The 25,644-nt window shown below is 47.9% G+C and carries 23 protein-coding genes and 1 pseudogene; 8 read left to right on the top strand and 16 right to left on the bottom strand.

Annotated elements, in window-relative coordinates; all coding sequences use genetic code 11:
• From WCN91_RS12740 to murJ, 10 genes and pseudogenes are all read right to left on the bottom strand, one after another.
• A partial coding sequence (locus tag WCN91_RS12740; RefSeq protein WP_342679628.1) for an IS5 family transposase occupies positions 1–439 on the bottom strand: 439 nt, incomplete at its 3' end.
• A 370-nt stretch (positions 440–809) separates the two neighbouring features.
• A pseudogene (locus WCN91_RS12735) lies at positions 810–1,028 on the bottom strand (transposase); the annotation flags it as partial.
• Positions 1,029–1,259: 231 nt separating this feature from the next.
• Entirely contained in the window at positions 1,260–1,970 is a 711-nt protein-coding gene (locus WCN91_RS12730; protein WP_342679626.1) for a LytR/AlgR family response regulator transcription factor, read from the bottom strand.
• Positions 1,951–3,000 (bottom strand): sensor histidine kinase, encoded by a 1,050-nt coding sequence (locus WCN91_RS12725; protein WP_342679624.1) that lies wholly within the window; start codon positions 2,998–3,000, stop codon positions 1,951–1,953. The genes WCN91_RS12730 and WCN91_RS12725 overlap by 20 nt, the downstream gene beginning before the upstream one ends.
• Positions 3,001–3,017: 17 nt before the next feature.
• Positions 3,018–3,947 (bottom strand): 4-hydroxy-3-methylbut-2-enyl diphosphate reductase, encoded by a 930-nt coding sequence (gene ispH, locus WCN91_RS12720; RefSeq protein ID WP_342679622.1) that lies wholly within the window; start codon positions 3,945–3,947, stop codon positions 3,018–3,020.
• Positions 3,947–4,387, bottom strand: a complete 441-nt coding sequence (gene fkpB / locus WCN91_RS12715) for an FKBP-type peptidyl-prolyl cis-trans isomerase (RefSeq protein ID WP_342679620.1) — start codon at positions 4,385–4,387, stop codon at positions 3,947–3,949. Before fkpB ends, ispH begins: the two co-directional genes overlap by 1 nt.
• Positions 4,380–4,883, bottom strand: coding sequence for a signal peptidase II (gene lspA / locus WCN91_RS12710; RefSeq protein ID WP_342679618.1), 504 nt, complete (start codon positions 4,881–4,883; stop codon positions 4,380–4,382). The genes fkpB and lspA overlap by 8 nt, the downstream gene beginning before the upstream one ends.
• Positions 4,884–4,897: 14 nt before the next feature.
• Positions 4,898–7,720: an isoleucine--tRNA ligase gene (gene ileS, locus WCN91_RS12705; RefSeq protein ID WP_342679616.1), complete on the bottom strand. Its 2,823-nt coding sequence runs from the start codon at positions 7,718–7,720 to the stop codon at positions 4,898–4,900.
• Positions 7,721–7,741: 21 nt separating this feature from the next.
• Entirely contained in the window at positions 7,742–8,692 is a 951-nt protein-coding gene (gene ribF, locus WCN91_RS12700; RefSeq protein WP_342679614.1) for a bifunctional riboflavin kinase/FAD synthetase, read from the bottom strand.
• A gap of 63 nt (positions 8,693–8,755) precedes the next feature.
• Positions 8,756–10,336, bottom strand: coding sequence for a murein biosynthesis integral membrane protein MurJ (murJ, locus tag WCN91_RS12695; RefSeq protein ID WP_342679612.1), 1,581 nt, complete (start codon positions 10,334–10,336; stop codon positions 8,756–8,758).
• Positions 10,337–10,663: 327 nt separating this feature from the next.
• Between murJ and rpsT the strand changes: the two genes are divergently transcribed.
• On the top strand, positions 10,664–10,924 hold the full coding sequence (gene rpsT / locus WCN91_RS12690; protein WP_342679610.1) for a 30S ribosomal protein S20: 261 nt from the start codon (positions 10,664–10,666) through the stop codon (positions 10,922–10,924).
• A 137-nt stretch (positions 10,925–11,061) separates the two neighbouring features.
• Here rpsT and WCN91_RS12685 read toward each other — a convergent pair whose 3' ends face one another.
• Positions 11,062–11,442: a response regulator gene (locus tag WCN91_RS12685; RefSeq protein WP_342679608.1), complete on the bottom strand. Its 381-nt coding sequence runs from the start codon at positions 11,440–11,442 to the stop codon at positions 11,062–11,064.
• A gap of 590 nt (positions 11,443–12,032) precedes the next feature.
• Here WCN91_RS12685 and WCN91_RS12680 point away from each other — a divergent pair.
• Positions 12,033–12,269: a hypothetical protein gene (locus tag WCN91_RS12680; RefSeq protein WP_105200968.1), complete on the top strand. Its 237-nt coding sequence runs from the start codon at positions 12,033–12,035 to the stop codon at positions 12,267–12,269.
• A gap of 120 nt (positions 12,270–12,389) precedes the next feature.
• The gene (smrA, locus tag WCN91_RS12675) at positions 12,390–12,983 is read left to right on the top strand and encodes a DNA endonuclease SmrA (protein WP_342679604.1); all 594 of its coding nucleotides are present in this window, start codon (positions 12,390–12,392) and stop codon (positions 12,981–12,983) included.
• A 534-nt stretch (positions 12,984–13,517) separates the two neighbouring features.
• Here the strand turns inward: smrA and WCN91_RS12670 are convergent.
• A complete protein-coding gene (locus tag WCN91_RS12670; RefSeq protein ID WP_342679602.1) occupies positions 13,518–14,441 on the bottom strand; it encodes a 2-hydroxyacid dehydrogenase in 924 nt (307 codons plus the stop codon).
• Between the two features lie 178 nt (positions 14,442–14,619).
• Here WCN91_RS12670 and olsF point away from each other — a divergent pair, with 178 nt between their 5' ends.
• Positions 14,620–16,359, top strand: a complete 1,740-nt coding sequence (gene olsF, locus WCN91_RS12665; protein WP_342679600.1) for a bifunctional ornithine lipid synthase OlsF — start codon at positions 14,620–14,622, stop codon at positions 16,357–16,359.
• Between the two features lie 75 nt (positions 16,360–16,434).
• Here the strand turns inward: olsF and dapE are convergent, their stop codons facing one another.
• Complete coding sequence (dapE, locus tag WCN91_RS12660; RefSeq protein ID WP_342679598.1) at positions 16,435–17,610, bottom strand: succinyl-diaminopimelate desuccinylase; 1,176 nt, start codon at positions 17,608–17,610, stop codon at positions 16,435–16,437.
• Between the two features lie 230 nt (positions 17,611–17,840).
• On the opposite strand from dapE, the gene WCN91_RS12655 reads away from it, so the two are divergent.
• Entirely contained in the window at positions 17,841–18,494 is a 654-nt protein-coding gene (locus WCN91_RS12655; RefSeq protein ID WP_342679596.1) for an OmpW/AlkL family protein, read from the top strand.
• 60 nt (positions 18,495–18,554) lie between these two features.
• Here the strand turns inward: WCN91_RS12655 and WCN91_RS12650 are convergent, their stop codons facing one another.
• The gene (locus WCN91_RS12650) at positions 18,555–19,088 is read right to left on the bottom strand and encodes a thioesterase family protein (protein WP_342679594.1); all 534 of its coding nucleotides are present in this window, start codon (positions 19,086–19,088) and stop codon (positions 18,555–18,557) included.
• Between the two features lie 192 nt (positions 19,089–19,280).
• Entirely contained in the window at positions 19,281–20,837 is a 1,557-nt protein-coding gene (gene tyrR, locus WCN91_RS12645; protein WP_342679592.1) for a transcriptional regulator TyrR, read from the bottom strand.
• A 411-nt stretch (positions 20,838–21,248) separates the two neighbouring features.
• Here tyrR and WCN91_RS12640 point away from each other — a divergent pair, with 411 nt between their 5' ends.
• From WCN91_RS12640 to fahA, 3 genes are all read left to right on the top strand, one after another.
• Entirely contained in the window at positions 21,249–22,718 is a 1,470-nt protein-coding gene (locus tag WCN91_RS12640; RefSeq protein ID WP_342679590.1) for a peptide MFS transporter, read from the top strand.
• 263 nt (positions 22,719–22,981) lie between these two features.
• On the top strand, positions 22,982–24,028 hold the full coding sequence (gene hppD, locus WCN91_RS12635; protein ID WP_342679588.1) for a 4-hydroxyphenylpyruvate dioxygenase: 1,047 nt from the start codon (positions 22,982–22,984) through the stop codon (positions 24,026–24,028).
• 130 nt (positions 24,029–24,158) lie between these two features.
• Positions 24,159–25,469 carry a fumarylacetoacetase gene (fahA, locus tag WCN91_RS12630; RefSeq protein WP_342679586.1) on the top strand — a complete coding sequence of 437 codons (1,311 nt, stop codon included), beginning with the start codon at positions 24,159–24,161 and terminating at the stop codon, positions 25,467–25,469.
• On the opposite strand, the gene WCN91_RS12625 is transcribed toward fahA, so the two are convergent.
• Positions 25,466–25,618, bottom strand: a complete 153-nt coding sequence (locus WCN91_RS12625) for a hypothetical protein (protein WP_342679584.1) — start codon at positions 25,616–25,618, stop codon at positions 25,466–25,468. The genes fahA and WCN91_RS12625 overlap by 4 nt on opposite strands.
• Positions 25,619–25,644 lie beyond the last annotated feature (26 nt).

Below are 25,644 nucleotides of genomic sequence, written 5' to 3'. Positions count from 1 at the left end.
TGTCATGTCTCTGGCCTTCTGATAGTTCAAAATAAATGGGTAGCCCACCACTATCCACGGCTAAATGGATTTTTGTGGAGTTACCACCTCGGCTCTTTCCAATGCACTCATTATCCGCAGTAGCCGCTCCGGTGCTATGCTGATGAGCTTTGACAATCGAGCCATCTGCAAAGACCCAGTCGTAATCAGATAGTTTGGCTAACTCATTGAATAACATATTCAATAAACCTTTTTTCGACCACAAATTGAAGCGGCGATAAACGGCGCTCCAACTGCCAAATTCTGTGGGTAAATCACGCCACGGAATTCCTGTTCTCAGCCGGAAGAGTATCCCTTCAAACGTCATTCTGTGTTCTGGTTTATTGTAAATGCGGCCTGTGCTCTTCATTAGTTGAAGTAGCTTTTGCCACCGCTTATCAGTTAGCATTAGTCTCGGCATGGTATTGAGTTGTTTTTTTACTTTTGGCGAAGCAAATTATAACTCTTTACCATGCCGCTCAAAAACTAGTCACGAAAGATCAACACGCCTTAGGCTACCTCTATTTTTATATATGAATTAATGAGATACGTGCAATCAACAAGTATTAATCATGGTTGCAATCGCTAGCGACTGCGCACACGAACAGTGCAATTACAAAAATTTGGCAATGAGCCTCTGCGAGGTGAAGAGTCAAACAACAGGATGAAGGTTATCAACAAGGAGCAAGATTGCCCCGCTAACTAAAAATGATGCTTTTATTATCCCTAAAATAGAGCCTAAACTTATCAATAGAAATTTAGTTATTTATTCTTTTAATCTACCACATATTCAATAAACCTTTCTTCGACCACAAATTGAAGCGGCGATAAACGGCGCTCCAACTGCCAAATTCTGTGGGTAAATCACGCCACGGAATTCCTGTTCTCAGCCGGAAGAGTATCCCTTCAAACGTCATTCTGTGTTCTGGTTTATTGTAAATGCGGCCTGTACTCTTCATTAGTTGAAGTAGCTTTTGCCACCGCTTATCAGTTAGCATTAGTCTCGGCATGGTATTGAGTTGTTTTTTTACTTTTGGCGAAGCAAATTATAACCCTTTACCATGCCGTTCAAAAACTAGTCACGAAAGATCAACACGCCTTAACAAGTTTAAAATCAAATATAACTATTTTGGGTACAAAATAAACAAAGATGGGTACAAATGGGTAGAAAATGGGTATATACGGAATTTTTATGGATATAAATTAAGCAGGAAAACTCAAATTAAAACAACTAACGAAAATTATTCACCAAATATTAACTCTCGGACTTTTGCAACTTCGCGACGACTTACCGCTAATGCCTGCTCATAGCCCTCAAGTAAGACTTCATATTGCCGCTCATTGTGCCGAAGTGAGCTGATCTTTCTATTGTTAATGATGGTGTTACGATGGATCCGCAAAAAGGTATCTGGAAATTGCTGCTCTAGCTCCTTCAAGCTCTTGTCTAACAATACTTGCTGGCTGGCACATACGGCTTGAGTATACTTACCATCTCGGGCAACGTATAAAATATCATCAAGATTGAGTGTTTTAAGTTGCTTGCCGACCTTATAGCTCAGTTGTTGCTGTTGCTGCTTATGTTTTATTTGGGCACGATTAGGCTGGCCTAGTTTAACTATAACCTTATCAAGCTCACTCGCTTCCAGTGGTTTTAATAAATACGCAGCAGGCATCACTTTAAACGCATCAAGAGCATGCTGTGGGTGAGCGGTAATAAACACGATTGCCGGTGGTAGTGCTTGCTCACTGAGCTCTTTAGCAGCCGATAAACCATCCAAGCCTGGCATTTCCACATCAATAAAGATCACATCCGGTTGCGTGCTATTGGCAAGATCTATGGCCTCTAAGCCATTGCTTGCACAACCGGCAATTTCAATATGTGTATACGGCTTCAACAACCGCAGCACCCGAGCCTGCGCTAGGGGTTCATCATCAACGACTAAAACTTTCACTGTAAGACTCCAACCTTGGGACCACAAGTTTAACCCGATAACTATGCGCAAACTTATGCTGCGTTAAACTGGCCTTACCCTGATAAAGAATGGCAAGGCGTTTACGAATATTTTCTATGGCAATGCCATTATGGCTGCGTTTATTTTGGCTCCCTACGGCGATGCTGTTGCTCACTATCACGGTCGCACTTTGCTTACTAAGATGCACTTCAACCTCAATACTAGCGCCTTCGGCGCTGGTTTCCACACCATGTAGCACTGCATTTTCCAAAAGAGGCTGTAGGGTAAGGCAAGGCATAACTATTGTCATCGGCAACTCGGGAATACGCCAACTCACACTCAAACGCGAGCCAAAGCGCCACTGCTCCAAGGCAAGGTATCTTTGCGCCAGTGTCACCTCATCGGCGAGAGTGCTTTGCTTACCGGCATTCATCGCCGCCCGAGACAAAGACGCCAGCGCCAGTGCCGACTCTTCTGCGGCATCGGCATCATGGTGCGCTAATTCCGCCAGGGTATTAAGCGTATTAAAAAGAAAGTGTGGGCGAATGCGCGCCTGCAAGGCATCCAGTTGGGCACTGGCGTAAGCAGAATGTGCCTTGGCATGCTCATTATAAATGGCCATAAACTGCACAAAGAGCACAGCAACCAGCAGGCTGATAGCACAGCTTTTGAGAATAAACCACAGGCCGCTTTGCTCAGTAAGCAAAGTAAGGAAATTAATATATAAGGTGGTCAGCAAGGTAACCAGTACAAGGGTACTGATCACCGCCAAAGCTTGCAGGCTATCAGCTAATTTGGGTTTGGTTTTATTTACAATGTAAAGTAGAGCGAAACTCAATGAGACAATAAACTGGATCAGCAAACTGCTCTGCCCCAGCAGTAGCCAAAAGTCTTCTGCAGAGTCAGCATTGAAGCTGATGATCAGGGCAAGGGCTTCCCCGACCACCAAGGCACTGAGTACACCGCGAGTTTGACAAAGCGTGTTAAGCAAGCTGTAGCTATCTCGTTCACTCCTTGCCGTACTCGCCATACTCGTCTCGCTTTTTATTATCTCAGCTCTGCTGGAACCGCAAAGACGATATCTTCTTCACGCCCCGGGTTTTCTACCACTTGCTCACCACCGAGTGATTTAAGGTGATTGACCACTTCTTTTACCAACACTTCTGGCGCCGAGGCGCCAGCTGTTACGCCCACGCTATCAACATTTTGTAACCAGTTGGCATCAATAGAGCTGGCATCATCAATCAAATAAGCTGTGGTGCCCATTTTGCTGGCCAGCTCACGCAAGCGGTTAGAGTTGGAGCTATTCTTAGCACCGACAACTAAAAGCACATCAACCTTATCTGCCAAATCACGTACCGCATCCTGACGGTTTTGTGTGGCGTAGCAGATATCGTCCTTACGCGGGCCATCGATATCCGAGAAGCGCTCACGCAATGCGTCTATCACATCGGCGGTATCATCCACCGACAAGGTGGTTTGGCTGCAGTAAAACAGCTTGCTGGGGTCTTTAACCTCAAGCTTGACCACGTCCTCTGGGGTTTCCACCAGGTAGATGCCACCCTCTGGGTTGTCGTATTGACCCATGGTGCCTTCTACTTCTGGATGCCCATGGTGACCAATCAAAATACATTCGGTGCCACGGCGTGAAGCCCGAGTTACTTCCATATGTACCTTAGTAACCAAAGGACAGGTGGCATCGAATACTTTCAGCTCACGACGTTTGGCTTCCTGGCGCACCGCTTGCGATACTCCATGAGCACTGAAAATCACGATACTGTCATCGGGTACCTGATCCAGCTCTTCAACGAATACGGCACCTCGGTCTTTTAGGCCATTGACCACGTATTTATTGTGTACCACTTCATGACGCACATAGATGGGTGCCTCGAAAATATCCAAGGCACGTTCGACTATGCTGATCGCCCTATCGACTCCGGCACAAAATCCGCGCGGATTAGCTAACATGATTTTCATCAGTTAATTACCTCTAAGATCTCCACCTCAAACGTCAGCTTTTGACCGGCTAAAGGATGGTTGAAATCAATGGTCACCGACTCGCCCTGCACTTCACGCACTACCCCCGGCAGCTCGGTGCCATCAGGCTGAGTAAAGGCAATAATTGCGCCCACCTGAGCTGGCGCCTCAGCGCTGAACTTGCTGCGATCCACATGATAAATATTATCCGGATTAGGTTGGCCAAAGGCATCCTCAGGCTCAAGCTCAAAGCTTTTTTCCTCACCGGCGCGCAGGCCCAGCAAACACTTCTCAAAGTTTTCCGTCAGGCTGCCATCACCCATTACCAGTTTAGCAGGCTTGTTGTGAACCTTAGTAGAATCGGCAGCAGAGCCATCCGACAACTTGATCGAAAAATGAAACACTACTTCAGAATTAGCACCAATAATGGCTTCACTCATTGACCGACTCCTTTTTACTGCTTGATTTAAAGGCATCAATTAACAATAGCGCGGCACCAATACAGATGGCGCAATCGGCAATATTAAACTTGGGATAATGCCAGTTCTGATAATACACATGAATAAAATCAATCACATAGCCATATACTACGCGATCATAAAGATTACCCAGGGCGCCTGCCAACACTAGGGCATAGGCACAACCAAGTAATTTATTCGATGCGGGTGAGCGTTTAAGCCACCAGATGAGTAACAACGAAATAGCCACCGCAATGGCGCTTAGAAACCAACGTTGCCAGCCACCGGCATCGCTTAAAAAGCTAAATGCAGCACCTGGGTTATGTACATAGGTAATATTGAAAACGGGCAAAATATCTATGCTCTGCCCTAAGGTCATGGTATTCACTACCAGGGTTTTGGTGGCCCAATCGACCACCAAAAGCACCGCAGTAAGTACCAACCAAATTAATCCACTACGCTTAGCTGACACAGTCACTCCTACAGCTGAGATTATGCAAATTGACGTGTTTCGCCATCGCCATCAACGTTGGTAACACAGCGACCACATAGCTCCGCGTGCGCTTCAACACTGCCTACGTCATCACAATAGTGCCAACAACGCTCACATTTTTGTGCATTAGTAGCAGCCACGAATACGGCCAAACCAGTCAATTCAGACTCTTCAACCTCGGCTGGCTTATCGCCATGGGCAAGCACAGATACTTTTGAGGTCAGCAGCACAAAACGTAGCTCGTCAGACAAGGCATCCAGTGTCGCTTTAAGCTCGTCATTGGCGTACAGAGTCACCTCTGCTTGCAAGGTAGCACCGATAACGTCTTCCTTACGTGCGCTTTCCAACACGCGGTTTACCGCATCACGGACGTTCAACACGGTTTGCCATTGTTCATCAGAGAACTTACCTTCAACCGAGGTTAAACCTTCATACCAGGTATCTGTAAATACAAACTCGCTGCGCTCACCCGGCAGCACCTGCCAGATTTCTTGAGCGGTAAAGCTCAGAATTGGCGCCATCCAACGTGTCATCGCCTCAGCAATATGGTACAGAGCGCTCTGACATGAACGACGAGCGTGTGAGTCAGCCTTAGCCGTGTACTGACGGTCTTTAATCACGTCCAGGTAGAAAGAGCCCAGCTCGCCGGTACAGAAGTTCATTAGCTTCTGTGTAACCACAAGCAGCTGATACTCGTCATAGGCGCTGACAATTTCTTCTTGCAACTGCGCCGCACGAGAAACTATCCAACGGTCAAGCTCAACCATGTCGGCCACATCAACCAAGTCAGTGCTTGGGTTAAAGCCATTTAGGTTAGCCAGTAGGTAACGGCTGGTGTTACGGATACGACGGTAACGATCCGCGGCGCGTTTGAAAATTTCATCCGATACCGTCATCTCTGCGGTAAAGTCGGTCGACGCCACCCATAGACGCAGAATGTCGGCGCCCATCTTATTCATCACATCTTGCGGTGAAATTACGTTACCTAAAGACTTAGACATCTTACGGCCGTTTTCATCCACAGTGAAACCATGAGTCATAACCTGACGGTACGGCGCGCGGCCATGAATGGCAACACTGGTCATTAGCGATGACATAAACCAACCACGGTGCTGATCCGAGCCTTCCAAGTATAGATCGGCCGGAGAGCTCAGCTCTTCGCGAGCATCGAGTACACAGGCGTGTGTTACACCCGAGTCAAACCAAACGTCCAGAGTATCTTGTACTTTTACGTAACGCTCGGCATCCGCACCTAATAGGGTTTGTGGCTCCAGGTCATACCATGCCTGAATGCCGCCTTTCTCTACCAGTTGCGCCGCTTTTTCGATTAGTTCGCTGGTATTCGGGTGTAAATCACCCGTGTCTTTATCAACAAACAGGGCAATGGGCACACCCCAGGTACGCTGACGCGAGATACACCAGTCCGGGCGACCTTCAACCATGTTTTCGATGCGGCTTTCACCCCAGCTTGGCAACCACTGTGTCTTCTTGATTTCAGCCAGTGAATCCTGACGCAAGCCCGCTTTATCCATGGCGATAAACCACTGTGGCGTAGCACGGAAGATAATAGGCGTTTTATGGCGCCAACAATGTGGGTAGCTGTGCTGCAGCGCATGGTGATGCAACAAGGCACCTTTTTCTTGCAGCAGCTCAATCACATTCGGGTTGGCTTTAAATACGTGCTGACCGGCGAAAATAGGCGTATCCGCAAGATACACACCGTTAGCGCCAACCGGGTTGGCCACTTCTAGACCATAGGCAAGACCTGCCGCATAGTCTTCTTGACCATGGCCCGGCGCGGTATGAACTATACCTGTACCCGAGTCCGTAGTAACGTGGTCGCCCAGAATCACCGGCACATTGAATTCTAAGAATGGGTGCGCAGCTTGCAGGTTTTCAAGGGCAGAACCTTTGGCATAACCAAGCGTGTGGAAATGCTTAAAGCCAAAGCGGTCCATACAATCTTTAACCAGTTCAGAGCCAAGCACTAAACGCTGTTGTTGACCTTCGTCTTCTACCTGAACTAAGGCATATTCAAGATTAGCGTGTACCGCTACAGCACGGTTTGCTGGCAAGGTCCAAGGCGTTGTGGTCCAAATCGCGGTGGCTATGCTGCCTGTGCCCTTGTGCTCTGCGCTCAACGCAAATGCCGCTTCAACGGCCTGCTCGTCGGCGAACACAAACTTCACATCAATGGCTGGCGACTGTTTGTCCTGGTATTCAACCTCAGCTTCGGCCAAAGCCGAACCACAATCCGTACACCAGTGAACCGGCTTAGCACCCTTATGCAGGTGACCCTTGTCGATAATACGACCTAAAGTACGGATGGCATTGGCTTCAAAATCGAAGTTCATGGTCAGATACGGGTTGTCCCACTCACCAAATACGCCCAGGCGTTTAAAGTCGGCTTTTTGACCTTCCACCTGCTTGGCGGCGTAGTCACGACATTTTTGTCTAAATTCTGCGGCTGTTACCTTGTGACCCGGCTTGCCTACTTTTTTCTCTACCATTAATTCAATTGGCAGACCGTGACAGTCCCAGCCCGGCACATACGGGGCATCGAAATCCGACAGGGTTTTCGATTTGATAATCACGTCTTTTAGGATTTTGTTTACTGAGTGACCTAGGTGAATATTGCCATTGGCATAAGGAGGTCCATCATGCAAGATGAAAGACTTCTTACCTTTTTTTGCGGCGCGAATTTGTCCGTACAAGTCTTGCTCGTACCATTGCTTTAACATTTGCGGTTCGCGTTGGGCCAGGTTGCCACGCATTGGAAACTCGGTTTCCGGTAAGTTTAAGGTATGTTTATAGTCGCTCATTAATCCTACTTTCCGTATCGGCTACAGACTGCCGCTCTGGGCGGTGGTCGCTAAAGTAAAAAATTGCTTTGCCGCGATGGCATCGTGCTTAATTTGCTGCACCAATTCATCGAGGCCATTAAATTTTTGTTCGTCGCGAAGCTTATGCTTAAGCTTCACTTCTATAAATTGTCCATAAATCGACTGGGCAAAGTCGAACAAGTGTACTTCCAACAAGGCCCGGGTACCATTAAATGTAGGTTTATTACCTACATTTGCTACCCCATTGTAGGTGCGTCCGGCTATCACCGCCTGCACCGCAAAAACGCCATTAAGAGGGCATACTTGGCGTTTAAGGGCCACATTAGCAGTCGGGAAACCCAGCTCGCGGCCTTTTTTCCAACCATGGATCACCCGGCCACTGATGGCATAGTCATGACCCAGCATGGTTTTCGCCAGTTGCAAGTCTCCCGCTTTCAAAGCGGTACGAATGGCAGTGCTACTCACTCTGGCATTGGCTTTTTTAAAGCTTTCCGTGCTTTTTACCGCCATACCAGCGCCCTTGCCCAGCGCTTGCAGCAAAGAAAAGTCGCCTTCCCTGCCGCGACCAAAGCGAAAATCATCGCCCACGGTCAAGGCTTTTACACCCAGCTTGTCGATCAACACTTGTTGTACAAAATCAGCAGCGGCGAAATTGGCAAATTTGCGGTTAAAGCTGACACAGATCACCCGCTCAACCCCAAGTTTGGCAAGTAAGGCCAGCTTATCGCGCAGTCGGGTTAGCCGTGCCGGAGCCTGATCTTTACAAAAGAACTCCTGTGGCTGCGGCTCGAAAATCATCACTGTGCTGGGTAGATTTAACGCCTTGGCGTCTTCCAGTAACCCCTTGATCACCTCAACATGACCCAAGTGCACCCCATCAAAGTTACCTATGGTGAGTACACAGCCGTGATGCTGGTCGCGTATATTGTGGATTCCGCGTATAAGCTCCATCGCTCAAAATGCCTTGTCTTTGCGCACTACTGCTGACGAAAGTGCTCGATTATAATCTTTTTTTTAATGTGATTCAGTAGTTGCCACATTTTTTATCGTACTTGGGCGCACACCAAAAATAAAAAGCATGCCAAAGTAAGTGCTTGCCGCCGCCCCTATCAGGCCAGCTAACAGTATTATCTGCTCAAATAAGGGCCAATCTTGCCACGTAAACTGGGCTTGCACCAGGTAAACCAAGATGCCCATAACCGCACTGGCAATAAGGCATTTGCTGCTAAAGGCGAGGCTAAAGCGGGAAAAATGATAGACCTCATCCTTGGCCAGCTGACGATACAGCAAAAAGGCATTACAAGTAGCCGACAGCGCCGTGGCCAGAGCCAATCCCAGATAGCCGATAAAGGGCGCCAACATCAGGTTAAACACCATGTTCAGCGCCATGGCGATAATACCAATGCGCACCGGAGTACGGGTATCCTGACGGGCATAAAAGCCAGGCGCCAATACCTTAATGAGCATAAAGCTCACCAAACCCACCGCGTAGGCGGCAACCCCCAGGGCCACAGCCCTTACATGGTCTTCACCGGCACTGGCAAAAGCGCCATGGTCAAACAGCACGGTAATGATCAGCGGGCTGATGAGCATCAAGCCAACCATGGCCGGCAGTCCAAGGAAAATTACAAAGCGCACGCCCCAGTCCAGCGTAACCTGGAAGTCCGAACCTTTATCGCCGGCATGTAATTTCGACAGCGTTGGCAAAATTACCGTGGCAATACCTATGCCGAAAAGCCCGAGTGGGAATTCAATTAAGCGGTCGGCGTAATAAAGCCAGGCAATGGAGCCGGTCACCAGGAAAGACGCAATAACCGTATCTAAAAAGAGGTTGATTTGCGATACCGACACCCCGAACAGCGCCGGGATCATCAGGGTTCTTACCTTTTTCACCCCTTCGTCATGCCAGCCCCAACGCGGCCGAACCAACATCTTGGCGCGATATAAAAAGGGAATTTGAAAGGCCAGTTGCACCACGCCGCCAACAAATACACCTATGGCCAGCGCATAGGCTCCAACGTCAAATTGCTGATGCAAGAAAATGGCGCAGCCAATAATGGCAATATTAAGCAATACGGGAGTAAAGGCGGCCACTGCAAAGCGGTTGTAGACGTTTAAAATGGCACCACTGAAGGCCACCAAGGAGACGAAGAATAAATAGGGAAAGGTCCATTTCAACAGGCTTGAGGCCAGCAGAAATTTTTCCCCATCGGCACCACCTTGATACCAGTCCACAAACCAACCGGCGCCAAACAAGGCGGCAATTATGGGCGAGCCTATCACCCCAAGCAGGGTAACAATAATTAATATGGTGCCCAGGGTGCCGGCGGCGCGGGCCACAAAAAGCCGTACCGCGTCATCCCCTTGTTGTTCTTTTATCTCGCTCAGCACTGGCACAAAAGCCTGCGCAAACGCACCTTCGGCGAATAAACGACGTAAAAAGTTGGGAATGCGATTGGCGAATAAAAATACGTCGGCACTGGCATTGGCACCCAATAAATTGGCCACCACCGCATCGCGTACTAATCCTAATACCCGCGAAATCATTGTCATGGCACTGACAATCATACCGGAACGAAACAAGCTGTTAGCCACACTTCCTCTCTTGGGCCGACATTAATTGCGGCATTATGCCAATAAAAGCCGAGCGAATACAGCGCTGGTCGCCGCTCATTTGCTTTGCTATAATCCGCCGCGGTCACAGGCCATTAACTGCAATAACAGACCAAACTTTATTGGGTATAGGGTGCGCTAACCCGCTATAAGCACCTTATATATGTGTCTCCCGGTAGACATTGGCGATTCGTTACTCCTGCAGTTGGCTGTGCCACGTGAGTAAATTTGATTGACAAATTGAAAAAATACGGGCATAGTCCACGGCCTTTAAATATAAGCTTTATTTAAGATTGTTAGGAGCAAACCTTGGCTAACATCAAGTCTTCGAAGAAACGCGCTGTAACCAGCGAAAAACGCCGTCAGCACAACGCAAGCCGTCGTTCAATGATGCGTACATACACTAAAAAAGTAATTGCTGCCATCCAAGCTGGTGACAAAGAAGCTGCACAAGCGGCTTTCGCAGTAGCTACACCTATTTTAGATCGTTACGCAACTAAGGGTCTAATCCACAAAAACAAGGCAGCTCGCCATAAGAGCCGTCTTGCAGCTAAGATCAAAGCGCTATAATTTAGCTCTTAATCTAAGCAAAAAACCGGCCTAGGCCGGTTTTTTTATGTCTGTAAATCAATCACGTTCGGATAAACACATGATTGAGCAGGCGCCACACCCTATACCTACCTGCTCCTCACCTCTTGAGTTACCTCTTAGGCAAACTCTATGCTGGGATAAAACTTTTTCAGCATGGCCGCAATCTTCTTCGGTGAAAAGGGCTTCACCACAAAGCCTTTAGCGCCCTTGTCTATGGCATCCTTAACATTATCTATAGTGGAATGCGCGCTGACCATCACTACCTTGGCTTCGGGCAAAATAGCGTTAATGTCGGCTATCATCGCCTTACCATCGCCATCAGGCAGTTCGATATCTAAAAATACAATCTGGTAGCGCTTTTGCGCGCAGGCCGACATACATTGCGCCGCGTTCGCCGCCTCGTCGACATCGTCTATCCCTAAATGCATCAAGGTCTGGTTTAAAAAACTCCGTACCGTGCCAACATCATCCACTATTAATATTGCTATATCGTCCATTGAAACTTCCTAACTTATCCTACTGAATGGGGCAATTCTAAGAATTAACTTAGATAACCAAGCTACACTAAAAACAGCCCTTATTATAGAGCGATGCGACGCTTAGGCCAAGCATCTGCCAGCGCCTTGGTAACCAAACTAACAAGGTAGAAATGACGGGGCGCTTAACTGCCTTATTAAGCATTAAGCAAACTTATGTTTATTCCATCTACTCGACCTTAATAACCTTCCCTATACGGTTACAAGGAAAATGCCCGATTGCATTAGTTCAAATAAGCCATGCATTATTATCTATTTTTTCAGATGCTAAAAACACTAATGAATGCTTCCTTAACCACTGATTTGCAGTCATTTACCCCTGAAACCTCGCAATTCCCATGATTTTACCTGATTTCCTTTATTGTCCAGCCAATGCCTGATGGCCCTGCCTAACCAACTCAATATGGATGTATTCTCACTCTTAGCGCATTAAATTTCAGATTAATAAAACTTATCCGAAAATGATATTTTTTTTAGTTTGTTTGCACCCATATTGGCTCGCATAATAGCGCTTCTTTTTTAGTCCTATTTACACTTTGGAGTCGAGCAACTTGGACGTCAACCTTGGAATTCAAATCATACTTGGAGCACTGGCTATTGGCGCTTTCTTTATTAGTCATGGCACCCTGCTGCGTATTGCCGCAAGTATCGCCATTGGTTTGTTATTTTTTGTCCATGCTCAGCAGTTAGTTACACCTAATGGTTTGACTAACATTACCCTAGTGTTAATTAATACCTTCTATTTATTTAAGGTATACACCAGCCGCGTTGGCCGCACTCTAGTGTAAAACCATACAACACAGCGCAAAAATAACGCACTTAGTACCACGGCACAAAAATGCTGTGGTACAAGTCAAATAAAATAGGCTAACATCAGCCTAGCTGTAATTTATTTGGCCGAGGCGATTATGAATTCTTCTTCTCCAGCACGCGACAGCGACCTATTTGCTGAGTTTATGGGTGATGTTACCCCCATGGCGAAGCCAGATACCGTCAGTTACTTTCAACGCTCATCTCAACCCACGCTTGCACAGCAAGAAAAACGCCGGGCAGCGGAGCAGGCTATCCAGTTCGATGACAATCTGCTCGCAAGCGAACATGTTGAACTGCTCGATCCCCATGATTTTCTAACCTTTAAAAAATCCGGTGTGCAAGAAGGCGTGTATAAAAATCTGCGCCTTGGTAAATATGATGTGGATGCCACCTTGGATTTGCACGGTCAAACCCTGGTTCAAGCGCGCAAGACCATGTATGAAACCATTACCGACTGCCATGAGCGTAATATTCGCGTATTACTGATAAGGCACGGTATTGGTGAAAAAAGCCAGCCCCATAAAGGCCTGCTAAAAAGCTATGTGAACCATTGGCTGCAGCAACTAGATTGTGTTTTGGCTTTCCATAGCGCCCTAAAATGCCACGGCGGCCTTGGCTCCACCTATGCTTTATTGAAAAAAAGTGCGCAGAAAAAACTGGAAAACCGAGAGCTGCACGCCAAGCGCTAAGACTCAAGTTTCAGGCAAAAAAAAGCCGAGCTCGGCTTCGGCTCGGCATTTTTATGCATTGGAATGGTCGTATTCTAGCCCTAGACCTTATAAAGGCATGGCGTTAGCTTGGTTGAACCAGGCTGCTAATCCGAGAAAAGCAACCCAAATCAATATATAGCTAAACTTAGCTCCACCTTGATTGTGTTTCATAACGCTTCCCACTTGGCTTAGCCTTTTAGCGGCTAAGATTATTTTTATTATTGTTTACATCTAGTATGTAACGGCAAACACTATAAGCAAGCGGCAAAAGATTAACAAGCTGTTTACTTAACCAGTAGTCATACCAATTCTGTTAAGTATGTGAGCAGATATAGCGCTGGATAAATGATGTGATAACAAGGCGGAATTTTTCTTATGTAGTTATTCTCGGCTTTGGCTCCTGCGCCGCTCTACCGCCTACATCCGTGTAGGCGTACATCGAAAAATTCCAACACAGTTAGCACGATATTTAGCCCGCTAGAATGATTAGCTATTTAAGTGAATTGGTATCACCTAGTATTGCCGTTGCCTGTCTATGCAATGGAGCAAAGCTTCGCCCTGTTGTAAGCGCTGATAATTAGCCACCACCTGCTCAACCACAGTCTCTATCCTGCTTAGGGCACTGCAATGGGGGGTGACGATCAGGTTTGGTGTTTGCCAAAACATCTGCTCTGCGGGCAAAGGCTCCTGATTAAAGACATCGAGAGAAGCGCCACCGATAAGCTGTGCTTGCAGCGCCGCCTGCAAATCCTCTTCCACCACATGGGCACCACGGCCAACATTTATCACTACCGCATGCTCGGGCAGTTTAGCCAGCAAATCGGCATTAATTATTCCCCTTGTTTGCTCGGTCAAAGGCAAAATACACACCAGATAATCGCTTTGTGCCAACATGGCATCCAAACCCTGCTCACCATGAAAATGCTGCACCTCATTAGTATCGGTTTTAGCGCCATTAGAATAAGCCATCACCTTAAAACCATTAGCGTTTAAACGCCCAGCTATGGCTTGCCCAAGTTGACCAAAACCCAGCAAACCCACTCTGTTATGAGAGCGTACTCGCTTGGGCCGCCAAACTTGCTGCATTTGTTGGCTCATATAACGGGGCATATTGGTTTTGTGCAGTAACACCTGAGTTAATACATATTCCGCCATATCCGCAGCCAGCTCAGGGTCGACAATGCGACCGACCGGCAGGTGTGCAGGAATAGCCGCCAAGTTCAATCCATCAACACCAGCACCAAAAGACATTACCGCGCGCACATTGGGCAACTGCGACCATAATTCTTCAGGCACCTGCCAGCCGAGCACCATGTCTACGCCCTCAACATCGACTATATTCGGCCATACCTGTACCTTATCGACCCCTAATTGCGCCTGAAGCTGGGCTTCTAAACGCTCGATATTACGATTAGGAATGGCTAGCAATAAGCTCATCGACTGCTCCCGAACAATAAAAAATAGCAGTATCACATAGCCTTAGCGCAGCGTCACTAGGCTATTTTGCAATGCTCGCTTTAACCCTCTCCTAGTCTTAAAACTGTCACTAATTTTACACCTTAGTGTCATGGTCAATTTTTAATCTAGCTATTATTTCGTTGCCAAAGGGCAAAATATGATCAGCATTGATAAGGTCGTAGAAGATAACCTGCCGAGTTTAGCAAACTCCCCCAAGGTGAAAGGACTGGTTAAAAAAGGCCTGGGTTATTTGTTACATGAGCAAGAGTTTGTTGCTTTTGGTGATAATTACCCCCATTTACAGGGCCTGGAATTTATCGAACAGGTTCTCGAGGAGCTGGATTTCAGCGCCCGATTTAACTCCGCGCAGCTGGACAATATTCCCAGCGAAGGCCGCTTGGTAATAGTGGCTAACCACCCTATTGGTTCACTCGATGCCCTAGCGCTAATAAGTGTTTTGGCCCGTGTACGCCCGGATATCAAGGTGGTTGCCAACCGCTTATTGATGAGTGTCACCCCCATGCACTCCTTGTTATTGCCGGTGGACAATATGTCCGGCAACAGCCGTAAAAAAGAGCTGGGCGCTATTCATCAACACCTTAAGGATGAAGGAGCCCTGTTGATTTTCCCCGCTGGTGAGGTATCGCGTTTGCGTCCAACCGGCGTCAAGGACTGCACCTGGAACCACGGCTTTTTGCGCATTGCTAAAAAAGCCAGCGCCCCTATTTTGCCAATTTTAGTTAAGGCCAAGAACAGCCCACTGTTTTACGGCACCTCGATGATCTACAAGCCACTGGCTAGCCTCTTGTTGGTCAAGGAAATGTTCAAGCAAAGGCAAAAGTCGCTGGAATTTGAAATTGGCGCCGCCATAGTGCCCAAGTCATATCTGCTTGATAACCTCAACGACAAAGAGATCAGCCGCCTTATTCGTAAGCAACTGTATCGTCTCGGCACGAAAAAGCCTGAGCTGCTGAAAACCCAGACGCCCATTGCCCATGCTGAATGCCGCAAGGCCCTGGTATCGGCCCTTAATGACTGCGAGCGCTTGGGAGAAACTCAAGACGGCATGCATATTTACCTGTATCAGTATCAGGGCAGCTCGGCGCTGTTTCGTGAACTTGGCCGTCTGCGGGAAATCGCCTTTCGCGCCGTGGGTGAAGGCAGTGGCAAACGTCGCGATATAGATAAATATGATATGGACTATCATCACCTCTTGCTGTGGGATCCAAAACAGCTGGAGTTAGTAGGTGCTTACCGACTGGCCTGTGCCGACGAAATAATCAATAAACAAGGTCGTCAGGGCCTGTACACGGACAGCCTGTTCGACTACGAGCCGGGCATGGACGAATATTTCGAGCAAGGCATAGAGCTGGGACGCAGCTTTGTGCAGCCAAAGTACTGGGGCCGTAAGAGCCTGGATTATTTATGGTTTGGCATTGGCGCCTTTGTTAGTCGCTACCCCAAGTATCGCTATTTATTCGGCGCCGTCAGCCTCTCTAATGCACTGCCAGAAAATGCCAAGGAACTGTTGGTTTACCACTACCAATATTATTATGGGCAAGCGCAGCAACTGGCTATTCCTAAACATGAGTTTAAACACAGTGACGACGCCCAGACCTATGCGCAAAGCCTGTTCTGCGGAAATGATGTTAAAGCTGACTTTACCGAGTTAAAGCATATTTTGGCCAATATGGGCGCCCAGGTGCCAACCCTGTTTAAGCAATACACTGAACTTTGCCAGGAAGACGGGGTCTCATTTTTAAGCTTTAGTGTCGACCCTGACTTTAATAACTGTATCGATGGTCTGGTATTGGTCGATATGGCCAAGCTGAAAGAGAAAAAGGCGCAGCGCTATCTCACCAATGATGCCCTGATCGCCCGTACAAAAGAAAACTAGTTAACAGATTCCCCCAACCACAAAAAAGCCGGTTTTCACACCGGCTTTTTCATCTCTTAATTTCAGTGCCCACAACTAAGAGCAGGCAAACACCTGCTTTAACGTCTGGGCATAAATATCGGTAATGGCATTAAGATCCGCCACCGCAACCCGCTCATTATCTTGGTGAATGGTGTGATTAGGTACACCGCATTCCACCACTTGAGTGTGCTCGTTGGCAAAGAAGCGACCATCGGATGTGCCGCCGCTGGTGCTAAGTTTGGGATAGCTGTGAGTGCAGAAATGAATAGCGCTTTCCAATACCGCTATCAAATCTATATCACCACCACCTGAGGTGTAATAAGGCTCACAAGGGCGCTCCCAACTGACTTCAATCTCATTTAACCAGGGCGCCAAGGCCTGATTAACCATGTCCTGCACATCATTACTGCGATAACCATGGCTATAGCGCACATTAAAGGTCAGCTGGCACTGGGCTGGCACCAGGTTATCCAAACTGTTAGGCACATGCAGTCCAGTCACCTGCAAAGTGGTTTTCGAGCCCTCAATATCCTTATGCCAGTGAATTTGTTGCAGCGCCACCGCCAATTGCGCGCCGATATGCGCGGCATTGACCGTATGCTCAGGATAGGCCACATGCCCGGCACGGCCTTTAACACTAATGCGCGCCGACAAGGCACCGCGACGGCCATTTTTTATGGTATCACCGGCGCGTAGATCCGCGGTGGGCTCGCCGACAAGACAGGCATCTAAACGCACGCCCTGGTTTTGCAGATGCTTGGCAATGTCGGCACTGCCGAACTCGGCTTCCCCCTCTTCATCCGAGGTGATCAACCAATAGAATTGCCCCTGAGTCGGCTTAGCCGCCAATAAGCGATCTGTGGCCGCCAGCATGGCCGCGACCCCGCCCTTCATATCCGCGGCGCCGCGACCATAAATTTCGCCATCAATAATATCGCCAGCGAAAGGATCGCAGCGCCAACGCTCGGCGGCGGCCGGTACCACATCTATATGGCCGCAAAACGCAAAGACATTCCCTGGGCCAAACTCGTATTTCGCTATCAGATTGCTTACCCCTTGGCACTCAAAGAGCTCACAACTAAACCCCCGCAGTGTAAGTTGCTGATCAAGCCAGGCAATGGCGCCGGCCTCATTGGGAGTAACCGAGGGAAAACGAATAAGCTGTTGCAAATACGCAAGCTCATCCGCAAGGTTCGATGCGTTTGCCGTCAGGCGGGCAGCGTTCGACATAAAATGCTCCATAACATGGCGTTAAAGCCATTACAGCGCCTTTTTATGACAGCCTTATGTCAACTTTTCGCTTGATAACCAACGCAAAGTTTAATCTAAATCAAAGTTCCGCCGAGGTGATACGCAAACGCGGATGAAAGCTTGATCTAGAACAGTTTTTATTTTCCAGCAGCCCTGATAATGGCGCCATCAGCACAACAAATTTAAAATTTCTACTTAGGAAGATGAAGATGAAAAAAACACTTAGCGCAGCTTTAGTCGGTCTTTTACTAGGAACCTCTTCTCTTGCTCACGCAAACCTGAGCATTAACGTAGGTGCCATTAATGTAAACCCAGACAGCGAAGTATCTAAAATCGACCAAGCTCCAACCCTTGGCCTAAACGTTGATGACGATACTCAGTTGGGTATTACTATCGACTACGCCCTGAACGACAACTGGGTGTTAGAGCTAGTCGCAGCCACGCCATTTAGCCACGATGTTGACGGTCGTGCCGGTCTTCACGGCGCATCAATCGGTGAAGTTAAGCACTTACCACCTACGCTTCTTGGTCAGTACCACTTTGGTCAGGCTGGCGATAAGTTCCGCCCATTCGTAGGTGCAGGTATTAACTACACCATCTTCTTCGATGAGCAAGCCAGCCAAGACCTTAAAAACGTATTGGGTACCAACGACGTAGAATTAAAGCTAGACGACTCATTGGGCCTTGCCGCTCAGGTTGGTTTTAACTACGCGCTGGACAAAAACTGGGGTCTACACGGCATGGTCAGCTACATGGATATCGACAGTGACGCAAGCGTTTATGCCGATGGCGTTAAGGCACTTACGGTTGACGTTAAAATCGACCCTGTAGTGGCCATGTTCGGTGTACGCTACAGCTTCTAATTAAGTCCCACTTGCCTCTAATTAAGCTCACACTTGCTAATGAAAGCAAAGCAAAAGCGACTAACCCTGATTAGTCGCTTTTTTTTGTTCCAGCATGGCCTTCCAATGCTCTATCTCCGGCGGCAAAATCGGCATTTCGCCCTGGTAGCCTGCCAAGGCAACAATATCCGCCACATCAACAACACCTTGGCGGCTGCGAAATACGCCGCGCACATAAGCAATGGCATGTAAGCCTTTCTCTGTTGTAAATTTTTGTTCGATATAGAAGTACTTATGATCCCAGCCCACCAAGCGCGTAGACACAGTGAATTTTTGCCATGGCTTAATATCGCGAATATAGGTGATGGCGGTGGCGTTCACTATGGGGAACCAACGGCGCTTCATCACCGCACCCAGCATGCCCAGTCGCTCCATCATCCAGGTGCGGGCAATATCCATCAAGGCCAAATAACGAGAATTGGTCAGGTGCAGATTAATATCACAATCCAGGGGCCAGGCACGAAATTCAATATCTACAGATTCCAGTAAAGATTGGCGCGCTTTATTGCGTTTAATCCTAAAAAATAACCACAACAGCCGAAAATATAGGTTCAAGGTGTGCTCCTAGAGATCCATTAAAACAGGTAAGACCAGAATGGTATCACCGCTTTTAAAAAAACTCACCTAGTGCTTTGCCCCTTTAACGCATACCAGCCAAGGCATTGAATCCATTACCTTCATAGTAAGGGCACATAAAAATGGGCCCCCTAAGGTGCCCATCTAAAATAATTTGGCTAAAATCACCGATTACACTTTTACGGTTTTTCGATTAATACCGTATTCGCGCAATTTGTTGGCGACCGCGGTGTGACTCAGCCCCAAGCGTTTAGCCAGCTGTCGTGAGCTTGGGTAAGCGGGATAAAGCTTGCGCAACAAGGTGGCTTCGAAACGCTTAACCGCCTGATCTAAACTGCCTTCAAAATCCGACTCCAAATAACCCAGGTCGTTGGTAAAGGTCGGCAACTGCAGATGCTCTACGGTCAGCTCACTGTCATCAAGCAGAGACACGGCACGATAAATGGCATTTTCCAATTGGCGGACATTGCCAGGCCAAGGATATTGCTGCAAATACTCTATGGTTTCTTCACTTAAGGTGGGAACCGGAGCACCATTTTGCTGGGCATATTTTTGCACAAAATGCTCGGCCAGCGGACCGATATCGGCCTTGCGATCGCGCAGTGGCGCAATTTCCAAGGTCAATACATTGATGCGGTAATAGAGATCTTCACGGAAGGTTCCCTCTTGCACCATGGCCGGCAGGTCTTTTTGTGTCGCGGCAATAATACGCACGTTCACCTTAACCTCGTTTTCGTCACCCACTTTACGGAAGGTGCCGTCCTGCAAAAAGCGCAGCAACTTGGTTTGCAGCTGAGATGACATCTCCCCCACTTCATCGAGGAAAACCGTGCCGCCATCGGCCTGCTCTAACACCCCGCGTTTTGGCGCGGCGTTGTCTTCATAGCCGGCGTAGCCAAAGAGCTCAGACTCGGCAACATCATCGGGAAGCGAGGCACAAGACAGGGCAATAAAGGGTTTAATAGAACGGTTTGACGCATAGTGACAAGCCCGCGCTAACAGCTCTTTACCCGTACCGGTTTCGCCGGTGATAAGAATAGGCGCTTCAAGCTGCGCCATCTTACGGGCTTCGCGCACGGTGCGTCGCATGGCCGTTGAATAGTTATGTATGGTGGCAAAACTTTCCTGACCGTAGCGGCGAAACGCGCTAACCTGCTGCCCTAATCGGCTTTGCGATTTAATATTGATCACCGCACCAGCTAGGGCATTTTGGTCGTCCCCTTGGGGCACGGAAATTGGCAAAATATCGGCGATAAAGTCTTCCCCGCCCACTTCTACCCTAGTGGTTTGTCCCAATACCTCTTTACCCTCAAGCCAGCGGGTAAAGTTAAAGCCTTTAAGCAGGTTATTGATGTTGGCACCTACAGCTTCTTGCTCTGTCATTTGCAAATCGCGACAGGCGGCGGCATTGCAAAGACGCACCCAGCCCCTGTTATCGATAGAGATCACTCCATCGGGCAGCGCACTTAGCAGGGTATTAAGTTCATTATGCTCACGTTCCGAGGGTAAAAATGCCGTGGTACGCACATCCTCGACGCCATTAATAAGGCGGATAGACGGCATAATTTTTTGAAACTGTTCAAACTCTATAGGCGGGAAACTAACATACATGCGGCAATTCTTGGCATCTACTTCAATGCCTTTTAAATCAACCTGATAGTTAACCAGTATATTTAGTACCTCTTGGGCGATACCAATTCGGTCCTGACAATAAATTTCAAGACGCATGTGTTCCTCAGTCGCGGGTTATCTGTTTGGCTGGCGCAATCATACGCTAAATTAGCAATAATTGGGTAGCAAATTGTAAAGATTACTGCACAAACTTGCTAATGCCATATTGCCGAGGCGTGACGTCCTATGCTCATCTTGATTCATTTAACGTTAATTCATAACTCTTCCCCTGATGCCAGTGGGTATGTATACTGTGGCGCGTTTGTCGCTAGGATAAAGTGGCGCCCGCGCTACCAAGCAGGTAGTTTGCCGCTCTTTTATCCTGACGATAATGGCCAGCTATCTGGGTTCATCAAGGGTTTACATCCAAGATTTACAGTAGTAAAAGCAATAATAATAAGGCCTCACAAATAGCAGCAATGCCCAGCATTGCAAAATAATAAATTTGTACGTTAGGAAGTATTTTTAATGAGTTCAGTACCAAAAACAGGTGATTTTCTAGGTCACCCTAAAGGGCTCTTCCTGCTGTTCTTCACAGAAATGTGGGAGCGCATGAGCTACTACGGTATGCGCGGTATTTTCGTGCTTTACCTTTCTACTATTGCTACCGCTGCCGCCATGGGCTGGGATATGTCCTACTTCGGCATCGACCCTCTTTCAGCTGGCGCCGATGAAGAATATCAAAAAGCATTGAATTCAAATGCACTAAGCATCTTGGGTTTCTATGCCTTCTTAGTATATGTAACGCCAGTACTTGGCGGTTGGTTTGCAGATAATATCTCAGGCCAGCGTAAAGCCATTATCACAGGTGGTGTGATCATGGCCCTGGGTCAATTTGCCCTGGGTACACCACACGCCATGGTACCAGGCCTAGAGCTTGAATTTATGTACCTGGGTCTTGGTCTTCTTATTATCGGTAACGGTTTCTTCAAGCCAAATATCTCGACCATGGTAGGCGACCTTTACTCTGAAGGTGATAAACGTCGCGACGGCGCATTTACCATCTTCTACATGGGTATCAACCTGGGCTCTATCCTGGGCTACTTTGTGGTTGGCTCTATCGGTGAGAAATTTGACTACCAGTACGGCTTCTTAACAGCCGGTGTAGGTATGCTTCTTGGTGTTATCCTGCAGTTGTCTCTTGCTAACAAATACCTAGGTAATATAGGTACAGTTCCAGCTGCTAAGCAAACCGGTGACAGCGATGAAGCCGCAGCTAAAAAACCTCTTACTAGTGAAGAGCGTGACCGTATCAAAGTAATTTTGATCATGAGCTTCTTCACCATCATTTTCTGGGCCGGATTCGAACAGGCTGCGGGCTCAATGAACCTATTCGCTAAATACAAAACTGACCTGGTATTCTTTGGTTGGGAAATGCCGGCGAGCTGGTTGCAAGCGGTTAACCCTATTTTCATCATCTTGCTAGCGCCTATTTTTGCCAGCTTCTGGATCCGTATGGGTGACAGAGAGCCGGATTCGCCGCGCAAGTTTGCCTTGGGTATGTTCTTCCTTGGCCTAGGCTTTATCTCCATGGTGGGTGCGGCGCTGCAAATCGGTGACGATGCCAATACCAAAGCCCATGTGGTCTGGTTGGTTATGGCCTATGTATTCCACACCATGGGTGAGCTATGTTTATCGCCTATCGGTCTATCTATGGTATCTAAGCTAGCACCGCTGAAGTACACCTCATTACTTATGGGTATGTGGTTCTTCTTCTCGGGTATCGGTAACTACGCGGCCGCTGAAATCGGTAAGCTGGTTGGTGATGCTGGCCCGCTAAGCACCTTCGGTGGCGTTGCTATCATGGCCTTTATCGCCGGTATCTGCCTATGGTTGATGGCTGACAAGCTGGTTGACTGGATGCATGGTGCAGAAGGTACGCATGACGAAGAGCAGCTACTAGAAGAAGAATTAGAATTAACTGGTGAAAAGCAGTAATTCTTCCATAGAAGTCAAAAAAGGCGCCTAAGGCGCCTTTTTTATTGCCCGATTTAACGAAAACCTTACACTAGCAGAATATCGTACACATTAGTTTACACTTAACCCGCTTGCTAATTAGCCCTGTACTCTTTCGCTTTCGAACAAATTCTCCGATTATGCGCTCAAACAATTATGGCTTGATGGCAATGGCGGCGCTTTATTTTCAGCAACGACCTTTACCGCTAGAACCAAGCCAAACACACAGCAAGTGGAGCTAAATCATGAGTGAAGTAAATAACCCATTAGGCCTTAAGGGCATCGAGTTTACCGAGTACGCAACACCAGATGCGGACTATATGGACAAGATCTTTACCGACTTTGGCTTTTCAAAGTTAAAGACTTTCAAAGATAAAGACATCCTTTACTACAACCAAAACGACATTCATTTCCTATTGAACAACGAGCGCGGCGGCTTCTCTGCAGAGTTTGCTAAGAGCCACGGTCCGGCCATTTGTTCTATGGGCTGGCGTGTAGAAGATGCACAAAAAGCATTTGATATTGCCGTTGAGCGCGGTGCCAAGCCTGCCACCGATGCAACCCATAAAGACATGCCTTACCCTGCTATCTACGGTATCGGCGACAGCCTGATTTATTTCATCGAGCAGTTCGGTGACAAGGGCAGCATCTACGACACTGACTTCGTAGACTTAGAAGAGCAAAATGTAGTAGAAAGCAAAGGCTTTATCCGCATCGACCACCTGACTAACAATGTGTACAAGGGTACGATGGAAACCTGGGCTAACTTCTACAAAGACGTATTTGGCTTTACCGAAGTACGCTACTTCGACATCAAAGGCCAAAAAACAGCGCTATTGTCTTACGCCCTTAAATCACCTTGTGGCACCTTCTCGATTCCAATCAATGAAGGTAAAGACAACAACAACAACCAGATCGATGAGTACCTAAACGAGTACAATGGCCCAGGTGTACAGCACTTAGCCTTCCTGACCGACGATCTTGTTGCCTCACTTGATAAGCTTGATCAAAGCAACATCGCCACCTTGGATATCGTCGATCACTACTACGACACTATCTTCGACCGTGTTCCTTGGGTTAAAGAAGATAAAGAGAAGATCAAAGAGCACCAGATCCTGGTAGATAGCCAAAGCGAAGATTGTTACCTGCTACAAATCTTCACCAAGAACCTATTTGGTCCTATCTTCATTGAGATGATCCAACGTGTTGATGACGGCGGCTTCGGTGAAGGTAACTTCCAGGCCCTATTCGAGTCTATCGAGCGTGACCAAGAGCGCCGTGGCGTTATCTAATCGTCCCCTAATCTAGCGCCAAAAAGCAGCGTCCACCTTAGTGTGGGCACTGCTTTTTTAAGTTCCGAGCCCTTGTTTTTTTTATTCTTGGCTCAATAACACATAAAAGCTTTAGCAAAAGGAATAACTCATGCAACTCAATGAAACGCACGACATTAATCTGACCAGCTGGGTCAGCTCTGCGAACGACGGCAAAACCGATTTCCCAATCCAAAACTTGCCTTTTGCCACTTTTCGCCGCGCCGGCAGCAGCGAAGCATTCCGTGGCGGCGTCGCCATTGGTGATCAAGTAGTAGACTTGGCCGTCGTGGCCAAATTAGGCATTTTCAGCGGTCTTGCTCAAGAAGCCCTAGAAGCCGCGTCACAAACCAGCCTAAATGCCTTTATGGCCATGGGTCAGGCGCACTGGTCAGCGCTGCGCCTTGCGCTTTCACAAGCCCTGCGCACGGGCAGCGAGCACGAGCAAGCACTAAGCGACGCTTTAATTGCACAAGCAAAAGTAGAATATGACCTGCCATGTCATATCGGCGACTACACCGACTTTTATACCTCTATCTACCACGCCACTGCGGTAGGCAGCTTGTTCCGTCCGGACAACCCTTTGCTACCAAACTACAAATGGGTACCTATCGGTTACCATGGCCGTGCTTCAAGCATAGGCGTGAGCGGCCAAACCTTCCCTCGTCCTAAGGGCCAAACTAAGGCGCCGGATGCGGATACACCGACTTTCGGCCCTTGTAAGCGTCTGGACTACGAGCTGGAGCTGGGCATTTACCTGGGCAAGGGTAACGCGCTGGGTGAGTCAATCGCCCTTGATGATGCAGACGAGCATGTATTTGGCTTCTGTCTATTCAATGACTGGTCGGCACGTGATTTACAAGCCTGGGAATATCAGCCGCTAGGCCCATTCCTGGCGAAAAACTTCGCTTCTACCGTATCGCCTTGGGTTGTAACCAATGAAGCCCTTGTACCTTACCGCCTGGCCTGGACTCGCGATGAGAGCGACCCACAACCGCTTGAGTACCTGGAATCGACCAAAAACCGTGAGCAAGGTGCCCTTGATATTCAAATGGATGTAGCGGTCGAGACTGAAAAAATGCGCGCCGAAGGCACGCCAGCGGCCAAACTGTCACAATCAAGCTTTAAGCATTCATACTGGACGGTAGCGCAAATGGTTGCTCACCACACGGTAAACGGCTGTAACTTTAACGCCGGTGATATGCTGGGTTCGGGCACTCAGTCTGGCCCTGAGCATGAAGAAGCAGGTTCACTACTTGAGCTATCACGTGGCGGTAAAGAGTCCCTTGATCTGGGTAACGGTGAAAGCCGTAAATTCCTAGAAGACGGTGATACAGTGATCATGCGCGGCTGGTGTGAGAAGCAAGGCTTTGCACGCATCGGTTTCGGTGAATGTCGCGCCACCGTTTTACCTGCCAACTAATAGATTGCTAGATAGTTTCCCCTTCCCAACTCATGGCTTTTGCCACCAGGAAGGATAACTAATAAAAATGCAGCTTTCGTGCTTTTAACCGCGATAAGCTGCTTTTTTTTGCGGTCAATTACAATTTTTTGCTGGATTTTTAATCTCACCTTGTTATCTTAGCAAAGTTTTTTAT

Source organism: Pseudoalteromonas qingdaonensis (assembly GCF_038739665.1).
Lineage (GTDB): Bacteria > Pseudomonadota > Gammaproteobacteria > Enterobacterales > Alteromonadaceae > Pseudoalteromonas > Pseudoalteromonas qingdaonensis.
This window is presented reverse-complemented; position numbering and strand designations above follow the sequence as displayed.

Bases quoted from the DNA above. Each gene is read 5' to 3' on its own strand.
- WCN91_RS12725 (WP_342679624.1), bottom strand. From the start codon at position 3,000: ATGGCGAGTACGGCAAGGAGTGAACGAGATAGCTACAGCTTGCTTAAC.
- ispH (WP_342679622.1), bottom strand. From the start codon at position 3,947: ATGAAAATCATGTTAGCTAATCCGCGCGGATTTTGTGCCGGAGTCGAT.
- fkpB (WP_342679620.1), bottom strand. From the start codon at position 4,387: ATGAGTGAAGCCATTATTGGTGCTAATTCTGAAGTAGTGTTTCATTTT.
- ileS (WP_342679616.1), bottom strand. From the start codon at position 7,720: ATGAGCGACTATAAACATACCTTAAACTTACCGGAAACCGAGTTTCCA.
- ribF (WP_342679614.1), bottom strand. From the start codon at position 8,692: ATGGAGCTTATACGCGGAATCCACAATATACGCGACCAGCATCACGGC.
- WCN91_RS12685 (WP_342679608.1), bottom strand. From the start codon at position 11,442: ATGGACGATATAGCAATATTAATAGTGGATGATGTTGGCACGGTACGG.
- smrA (WP_342679604.1), top strand. From the start codon at position 12,390: ATGAATTCTTCTTCTCCAGCACGCGACAGCGACCTATTTGCTGAGTTT.
- WCN91_RS12670 (WP_342679602.1), bottom strand. From the start codon at position 14,441: ATGAGCTTATTGCTAGCCATTCCTAATCGTAATATCGAGCGTTTAGAA.
- olsF (WP_342679600.1), top strand. From the start codon at position 14,620: ATGATCAGCATTGATAAGGTCGTAGAAGATAACCTGCCGAGTTTAGCA.
- dapE (WP_342679598.1), bottom strand. From the start codon at position 17,610: ATGTCGAACGCTGCCCGCCTGACGGCAAACGCATCGAACCTTGCGGAT.
- WCN91_RS12655 (WP_342679596.1), top strand. From the start codon at position 17,841: ATGAAAAAAACACTTAGCGCAGCTTTAGTCGGTCTTTTACTAGGAACC.
- tyrR (WP_342679592.1), bottom strand. From the start codon at position 20,837: ATGCGTCTTGAAATTTATTGTCAGGACCGAATTGGTATCGCCCAAGAG.
- WCN91_RS12640 (WP_342679590.1), top strand. From the start codon at position 21,249: ATGAGTTCAGTACCAAAAACAGGTGATTTTCTAGGTCACCCTAAAGGG.
- hppD (WP_342679588.1), top strand. From the start codon at position 22,982: ATGAGTGAAGTAAATAACCCATTAGGCCTTAAGGGCATCGAGTTTACC.
- fahA (WP_342679586.1), top strand. From the start codon at position 24,159: ATGCAACTCAATGAAACGCACGACATTAATCTGACCAGCTGGGTCAGC.